This is a genomic window from Pseudomonas sp. S44 (assembly GCF_016624805.1).
Classification (GTDB): Bacteria; Pseudomonadota; Gammaproteobacteria; order Pseudomonadales; family Pseudomonadaceae; genus Aquipseudomonas; species Aquipseudomonas machongensis.
On record NZ_JACVTY010000037.1, the window covers coordinates 44,354 to 51,676 of the forward strand.

General features: G+C 63.0%; 9 protein-coding genes. 7 read left to right on the forward strand and 2 right to left on the reverse strand.

The genetic code is table 11. From position 1 onward, the window contains the following. Positions 1-41 precede the first annotated feature (41 nt). Genes IAE40_RS22325 through phnE form a run of 4 tightly spaced genes read left to right on the forward strand, consistent with a single transcriptional unit; the run spans position 42 to position 3,272 of the window. Positions 42-896, forward strand: coding sequence for a putative selenate ABC transporter substrate-binding protein (locus IAE40_RS22325; RefSeq protein ID WP_153773250.1), 855 nt, complete (start codon positions 42-44; stop codon positions 894-896). Continuing rightward, the gene (locus IAE40_RS22330) at positions 893-1,687 is read left to right on the forward strand and encodes a phosphonate ABC transporter ATP-binding protein (RefSeq protein WP_200603882.1); all 795 of its coding nucleotides are present in this window, start codon (positions 893-895) and stop codon (positions 1,685-1,687) included. The genes IAE40_RS22325 and IAE40_RS22330 overlap by 4 nt, the downstream gene beginning before the upstream one ends. Then, positions 1,681-2,508, forward strand: a complete 828-nt coding sequence (locus IAE40_RS22335) for a PhnE/PtxC family ABC transporter permease (protein WP_200603883.1) — start codon at positions 1,681-1,683, stop codon at positions 2,506-2,508. The genes IAE40_RS22330 and IAE40_RS22335 overlap by 7 nt, the downstream gene beginning before the upstream one ends. Continuing rightward, positions 2,505-3,272 carry a phosphonate ABC transporter, permease protein PhnE gene (gene phnE / locus IAE40_RS22340; protein ID WP_200603884.1) on the forward strand — a complete coding sequence of 256 codons (768 nt, stop codon included), beginning with the start codon at positions 2,505-2,507 and terminating at the stop codon, positions 3,270-3,272. The genes IAE40_RS22335 and phnE overlap by 4 nt, the downstream gene beginning before the upstream one ends. A 15-nt stretch (positions 3,273-3,287) precedes the next feature. Here phnE and IAE40_RS22345 read toward each other — a convergent pair whose 3' ends face one another. Further along, on the reverse strand, positions 3,288-4,178 hold the full coding sequence (locus tag IAE40_RS22345) for a bestrophin family protein (RefSeq protein WP_054892532.1): 891 nt from the start codon (positions 4,176-4,178) through the stop codon (positions 3,288-3,290). A gap of 207 nt (positions 4,179-4,385) precedes the next feature. Here IAE40_RS22345 and IAE40_RS25890 point away from each other — a divergent pair, with 207 nt between their 5' ends. The 3 genes from IAE40_RS25890 to IAE40_RS22355 all read left to right on the forward strand — a co-directional run bounded on the left by IAE40_RS25890 (position 4,386) and on the right by IAE40_RS22355 (position 6,881). Next, positions 4,386-4,577 (forward strand): hypothetical protein, encoded by a 192-nt coding sequence (locus tag IAE40_RS25890; RefSeq protein WP_325167292.1) that lies wholly within the window; start codon positions 4,386-4,388, stop codon positions 4,575-4,577. A gap of 148 nt (positions 4,578-4,725) precedes the next feature. Then, complete coding sequence (locus IAE40_RS22350) at positions 4,726-5,781, forward strand: diguanylate cyclase (RefSeq protein ID WP_197892326.1); 1,056 nt, start codon at positions 4,726-4,728, stop codon at positions 5,779-5,781. A gap of 614 nt (positions 5,782-6,395) precedes the next feature. Next, positions 6,396-6,881: a hypothetical protein gene (locus IAE40_RS22355; RefSeq protein WP_197892319.1), complete on the forward strand. Its 486-nt coding sequence runs from the start codon at positions 6,396-6,398 to the stop codon at positions 6,879-6,881. 63 nt (positions 6,882-6,944) lie between these two features. On the opposite strand, the gene IAE40_RS22360 is transcribed toward IAE40_RS22355, so the two are convergent. After that, positions 6,945-7,202, reverse strand: a complete 258-nt coding sequence (locus tag IAE40_RS22360) for a DUF3077 domain-containing protein (RefSeq protein ID WP_054892538.1) — start codon at positions 7,200-7,202, stop codon at positions 6,945-6,947. Positions 7,203-7,323: the final 121 nt, after the last annotated feature.

Genomic DNA, 7,323 nt, shown 5'->3' on the forward strand with positions numbered 1-7,323 from the left:
CGTCGCCGGCACTTTCCCCGCTATTGAACCGGAGAACTCCCATGCTCAAACGCCCCTTGGCGCTCGCCGCCGGCCTCGTGCTGTCCTGCTGCGCCGTCATCGCACAGGCCGCCGACACTTTGCGGGTCAGCGCGATTCCCGACGAAGCGCCGACCGAATTGCTGCGCAAGTTCAAGCCGCTGGGTGAATACCTCGAGCAGCAACTGGGCATGAAGGTGCAGTTCGTACCGGTCGCCGACTACCCGGCGGTGGTCGAGTCGCTGGCCAGCAATCGCCTGGACCTTGCCTGGCTGGGTGGCTTTACCTTCGTCCAGGTGCACCTGAAGGACCCGACCGCCACACCGCTGGTGCAGCGCGAGCAGGACGCGCAGTTCACCAGCAAGTTCATCACCGCCAACCCGGACGTGAAGAGCCTGGCCGACCTCAAGGGCAAGACTTTCGCCTTCGGTTCGATTTCCTCGACCTCCGGCAGCCTGATGCCGCGCTATTTCATGCTCAAGCAAGACAACATCAAGCCTGAGAGCTACTTCAGTCGGGTTGCCTATTCCGGCGCGCACGACGCCACCGTGGCCTGGGTTCAGGCGGGCAAGGTCGATGCCGGCGTACTCAACGCCAGTGTCTGGCAGAAGCTGGTCGATGCGGGCAAGGTCGACACCAGCAAGGTGAAAGTGTTCGCCACCACGCCGACCTACTACGACTACAACTGGACGGTGCGCGGCAACATGGACCCGGCCCTGAAAGACAAGATCAAGCAAGCCTTCCTCGCCCTCGACCCGGCCAAGGCTGAGCACAAGGCGATTCTCGACCTGCAGGCGGCCAGCCGCTTCATCGAGACCAAACCCGAAAACTACGCCGGCACCGAACAGGCTGCCCGTGAGGCCGGCTTGCTCAAGTGAGTATCCAACTGCACGCGGCAGGGCTTCGGCACGGCCAGGTACGCGCCCTCGAAGACGTGAGCCTGCGCATCGACAAGGGCGAGCGGGTGGCGGTGATCGGGCCGTCGGGGGCGGGCAAGTCCAGCTTGCTGCACCTGATGGCCACGGCCGTGCAGCCCGGCGCCGGGCACCTGGAATTGCTTGGCGAACGGCCCTGGGCACTGTCGGCGGGCGCGCGGCAACGCTTGCGGGCGCGGGTCGCGCTGGTGCACCAGGCACCGCCGTTGCCGCCGCGCCAGCGGGTGGTCACCGCCGTATTGGCCGGGCGTCTTGGCCAGTGGGGCACCTTGCGCGGCCTGCTCAATCTGCTGCACCCCAGCGATGTGCCGGGCGCGCGACAGGTGCTGGCGGAGCTGGGGCTGGCCGACAAGCTGTTCGTGCAGTGCGGGCAGTTGTCCGGTGGCCAGTTGCAAAGGGTGGGTATCGCCCGTGCGCTGTACCAGCAACCTGAAGTACTGCTGGCCGACGAACCGGTCTCGGCGATGGACCCGGTGCTGGCTGATCACAGCCTGGCCCTGCTCAATCGCCACGCGCAAACCCATGGCGTGACACTGGTCGCCAGCCTGCATGCGGTGGAGCTGGCGCTCGCGCATTTTCCCCGGGTGATTGGTATCCGCGAAGGGCGCGTGGTGTTCGATTGTCCGGCAGGGGCGGTGACCGATGCCTTGCTCGACGCCCTCTACGCCAATGAGCAACTGGCCTCGCCGACGACCGTGGGGCCGACGCTGACGGTGCAGATTCCGCGATGCTGAAGACCGATGCCCGCGACCCCGCGGCGCTGCCACGCCTGTTGCTGACCCTGTTATGCCTGGCCCTGTTGTGGCCGGGGTTGCAGTTGAGCGAACTCGACCCCGGGGTGCTGTTGCAGGCCGAGAACCGTCAACAGATGGCAAGCTTCGTTGGCGCCTTCTGGCCACCTGCCCATGATCGGGAGTTTCTGGCGTTGCTGTTCGAAGCCACCCTGCAGACGCTTGCCGTGGCCACTGCCGGCATGACCCTGGCATTGCTGCTGGCCATCCCGGCCAGCCTGGTGGGCAGCCGGGCATTGTCGTTAAGGGCGGCATCACGCGCCGGCCGCCCGGGGCCTTGGTCGCGGCTGGTGCGCATGCCGGTGCGCGGCCTGCTGGTGTTCCTGCGCAGCGTGCCGGAGATCGTCTGGGCGCTGTTGTTCGTGCGCGCCGTGGGGCTGGGGCCGACGGCGGGGGTACTGGCCATCGCCATCACCTACAGCGGCATGCTTGGCAAGGTCTATGCCGAGATCTTCGAGTCGGTGGACCAGCGCCCGGCCCATGCCTTGATGCAGGCCGGCAGCGGACGGTTGAGTGCGTTCTGCTATGGCATCCTGCCGGTGGCGGCGGCGGAGGTGGTGTCTTACACGGTCTACCGCTGGGAATGCGCGGTGCGAGCTTCGGTGGTGATGGGCTTTGTCGGTGCCGGTGGGCTGGGGCAGCAGATCGACCTGTCGATGCGCATGTTCGCTGGCGCCGAGGTGGCGAGCATGCTGCTGGCGTTTCTCGTACTGGTCACCCTGGCCGATGTGTTGAGCCGCGTGTTGCGTGGGAGGCTGACATGAACCGGGCGATCAACCTGCTGGTGATCGTCGCCATCGTTGCGGCGGTGGTGTCGTCGTTCGCCTACCTGGAACTCGATATTGCGTCGGTCATCGGCAATGGTGGCCTGGCGCAGATGGGCGGGTACGCCTCGCGCTTCCTGAGCCCCGATCTTTCTTCCGAGTACCTGCGTGCGGTGGCGCGGGGTGCTCTAGAGACCCTCGCCATGTCCGGGCTGGGCACCTTGCTGGCGATGCTGCTCGGCCTGCTCTTGGCATTGCCTGCGGCCGGGCGCTTCGGCTGGCCGCTGCAGGGTGCGGCGCGCTTGCTGCTCAATGCCCTGCGGGCTATCCCTGAGCTGGTGTGGGCGGCCTTGACCGTGCTGGCAGCCGGGCTCGGGCCCAATGCCGGCACCCTGGCCCTGGCGCTGCACACCGCAGGCGTGCTGGGGCGCCTGTTCGCCGAGGCGCTGGAGAATGCCCCCGCCGAGCCGGCGGCGGCGATCCGCTTGCAGGGCGGGAGCCAGGTCGCGGCGTTCTGCTTTGGCACCTTGCCCAATCTGTGGCCGCAGTTGCTGGCCTACAGCCTGTATCGCTGGGAGAACAACATCCGCATGGCCAGTGTGCTGGGCTTCGTCGGCGCGGGCGGGCTGGGGCAGATGCTCTACACCACCCTCAGCCTGTTCCAGGAAGCCCAGGCCAGCACGGTGATCATCGGCATGCTGGTGCTGGTGTTGCTGGTGGATGCCTTCAGCGATGTACTGCGCCAACGGTATGTGCGGGCGTAGGTGAACGGGTCGGCCTCAGTCCACCCACTCCCCACACTGCGCTTCGCGCTGCATCGATTCCAGATTCCGTTCGATGGTCTCGCAGATCGTGTCCATCGGAATCTGGTGCTCGCTGCGTCGGAATGGGCTCTGCAGGTCGGTGCCGATCCGCTCGATCGCCAGCAGCATGAACCCCACCACTGTCGAAGCCAGCGGCGTGAACCACTCCAGCGACTCCACCAGCCCGATCGGCACGATCACGCAGAACAGCGTGATGAACAACCGCGGAAAATACACGTAGGGGTAGGGCAGCGGTGTATTGGCGATCCGCTCCATCCCGCCCTGGGCGTTGGACAGGTCTACCAGCGTCGACTCCAGCCGCGCCAGGCGAATGCTGTCCAGCCGCCCAGCCTTGTATTCGCCTGCCAGCAAGGCGGCGGAGCCGGCCAGAATGTCATTGGCGAAGTTGTTCGAACCATTGCGCCGCTCGAACTCGTGATGGGGGATGAACGCCATCAGTTCCGGCGGGCACGGCTCGTTCTTCAGGTGCGCCGCCAGGCAGTTCACATAGGCCACATGCCGACGCAGCAAGGTCGCCTTGACCGGATTGAGCCCGTCATCCGGATCGTCCACCAGCGTCAGCACCTGCCGCGCGAAGCTGCGTGAACTGTTCACCATCGCCCCCCACAGCGTGCGCGCTTCCCACCAGCGGTTGTAGGCACTGCTGTTGCGAAAGCTCACCAGCACCACCAGCGCTGAACCCAGCAGCGTCAGTGGGATCAGCGGCAGGCTGAACTTGCTGTTGAAGAACAGCATGAAATCGATGGTGACCAGGATGTCCCACACCAGCAGCCACAGCAGCGACCAGCCGATGTAGTTGAAGGTCTTGAGGACCAGGCGGTACTTGCGCACGAGGTAGTTTTTCACGCAGGGATCTCTTCGTGGAGCGGATGAAGGATCCGACGTCGGGGGCGGGGCAAGGTTCGGTGGGCAGGCTGGTTGGATGTTACTGGACGTGTTTTGTTGTGGTTGCGTCGGAAACAGGCCGCATATTTATCAGACGGTTCGTTAGGTGAGCCCCATTAGAATATCGGCGACCTTGGACAATCCGACGAAACGGAGATCTTGGCGATGATGCTCGAATTATCCACTTTCAGCTTCCCTGAGCTGCTGGACAGCGAGATTGCAATCGCCGAGTACTGGAGGCAGGTTTTGGTAGACGGAGATGCGGGCGAGATAGCCCGAGCGCTCGATCACATTTGCGCCGCCCGGCTCCGCATGTCTAGTGAAGCGTCTACCGTATCTGCTGAGTCGCGACGCAATTAACCCGACGGTTAGTGTATTTCGTCCAGCACGTTTGAAGTCCTGTTTTCGATAGTGGCACAATGCTCGAACGCCGACCCCCAGGGCATTTTCCCGCCTGGCTGCCTGTCCGGTGCATTCAAGGACAGTCCATTTTTTCGGTGAGCCCTCGATGATCGAGCGAACGGGTAAGGGTCTTTCCTTCGCCAAACGCATGTACCCACCCCGCGCCATCGGCACCGGGCTTGGGTTCTTCTGTGTGCTGATCGGCATCTGGCCGCTGCAGCCGGCCTGGTGGACCTGGGCCTTGCTCGCGCTGCACGGCTTCGTCTGGCCGCACGTCGCGTATCAGCTGGCCCGGTTGTCGAAGCAGCCCTTTCGCGCCGAGCAGCGCAACCTGGTGTTCGATGGCTTCGCCGGAGGCTGCTGGGCTGGTGTCATGGGGCTCAACCCGCTGCCGAGCGTGATCATCCTGTCGATGATCGCCATGGACAAGATCGCCGCAGGCGGCTGGCACATGCTCGGCAAGACCTTCCTCGCCCAGGCGCTGGGCATTGGTCTGGGGCTCTGGTTGTACGCACCACCGCTATTCCCGCCTACCAGTCAGGCACAGATGCTTGCATGCCTGCCGATCCTGCTGATCTATCCCATGGCCATTGGCCTGATCTGCTATCAGGTCACCGTCCAGCTCGCCCAGCATAAACGCACTCTCTCGCGCCTGAGCCAGACCGACAGCCTCACCGGCCTGATCAACCACGGCGCCTGGAAAGACCTGCTGCTGCGCGAATTCCAGCGTTGCCGCCGCGACAATCAGGCCAATGTGCTGGCACTGATCGACATCGACCATTTCAAGCAGATCAACGACCGTCACGGCCACCTGATGGGCGACGACATCCTGCGCACCCTCAGCGCCTTCCTGCCAACCCACCTGCGCAAGAGCGACCCGGTGGCCCGCTATGGCGGTGACGAGTTCTGCGTGATGCTGCCCGGCGTCAGCGTGGCCCAGGCCGAGGAAGTGCTCGAGCGGCTGCGCGAGGCGGTGGAGTGTTATCGCCATCCTGAATTGCCGGAGCAGGGGTTGAGCCTGAGCATCGGCATCGCGCCTTTTGGTGGGCATCTGCAGAGCGCCGAGGCCTGGTTGCATGAGGCGGATATGGCGCTGTACCAGGCCAAGAGTGCGGGGCGGAATAGGATTGTGGTGGCGGGGCGGTATGGGGCGTTGGTGTGACACCCGCACTTGCGTAACTGCTATGTGTTGGTTTTGAGTTCGCTCAGCAGGCCGACCTCTTTTGACCTACGCCAGCGAGTCGGGACGGGCAGATGGATTAGCGCGTTTTCACTCATCTCAGCGCCGCGCAACTCACAAATAAACGGATATAATCGTCCGTTTATTTCAATTAGTCGGACAGATTGAGCCGCTTATGGAAAGGTTTTTTCCGGTGGATTGTGACGCAAGCCTCCAGCGCATAGGGCTTCTAGTCAAAACAGCGCGCCTGGAGCAGGGTGTCCGGCAACTGGATGTGGTCAGTAGACTCGGCGTTACCGAGAAGATGCTGCGTCGAATCGAGCTTGGGGATCCATCGGTCAGTGTTAGATCGTTGATGCTCGTGCTGTGGAAGCTTGGTCTCACAGACAAGGTTTTTCGTCCTCTGGAGGACGCTTCAGTCTCCTTCTCTGAGTTGAAGGAAGAGACCAGCGGTCGCCGAGCGCGCAGACGTCGCGCCAAGCCGGAGGACTTCTGATGCGCAGTGCCTGCATCTACATGGAGCCCCTCAAGACCGGTGGTAAGTTTCTGGTACTTGGGCGTCTGACCTTGCATAGCAATCAATCCGGTGAGTTCGTGTGTTCTCCCGCTATGGTGTTCTGGCCTTGATGAATTATCGGTTTCGGCGATTTACTCAATTATCTTGGGGTGCGATGGATGCGCTCATCATTGTGCTCTACGCAGTCGCCAGTATTCGCCGTGGTCGGATTCCATTTTGGGATGATCTGCAAAGCATTGTTGCCTTGTCACGTGAGCATGGTGAGTTGGCATTGTTTATCGGCCTTACAGGCGTAGCGGTGCATCTCTCGGTAGTCGCCAGTGGTTTGCTGTTTATCAAAGGCGTGCGTGCTGCGGCCTATGTCGGCCTGGCCCAGGCGCCATTTCGAATGATCCTGCTTCCCTCGATACCTATCGCCTTCCTATGGCCCAACGTGCTTGTTACGCCAGCACCCTGGCTGCTTTTTCTACTGGGAGTTGGTGCGGAAGCCGTCAAAGTGTGGAGTTTGGTGCTGCTGGTGCGAAGCCAGCGGTTCGCCCAAGCGACTGAATCACAGCCTGTGTAGCCGATTCGATTCAATAGGCCGGGGCCACGTGCAGCCCCAGCCTATCGACAATGCGGCTCTGACCTAGCGGCTTTCCCGCCCGCGTCCTATCTCCACGTCGTCCATCACCGCCTTGACCATGTCGCACAGCAAGTGCGCGGCCCAGCCCAGGTCGGCCTCGCCATCGGTGGAGGCGAGCAAGGTCATGCGCTTGGCGCAGGCCATCATCGCCGACGCCTGTTCCATTGCCAGTTTCGAATCATGTCCGGGCTCGACCCGGAACAGCGGTTTGTCGCCATCTCCATATCCGAACCCGGTGACGCCTGCAGTGGTATCGCTCATGTTCGATGCTCCTTCAGTGACGGACCTGGATCCTGCTCAGTGCGGTTTCTGCCAGCGTCAGGGCGGCATCGACTTCGTGGGCGGTGGTGATGGTCAGGGGCTGGGCGGGGGAGCCGAGGGT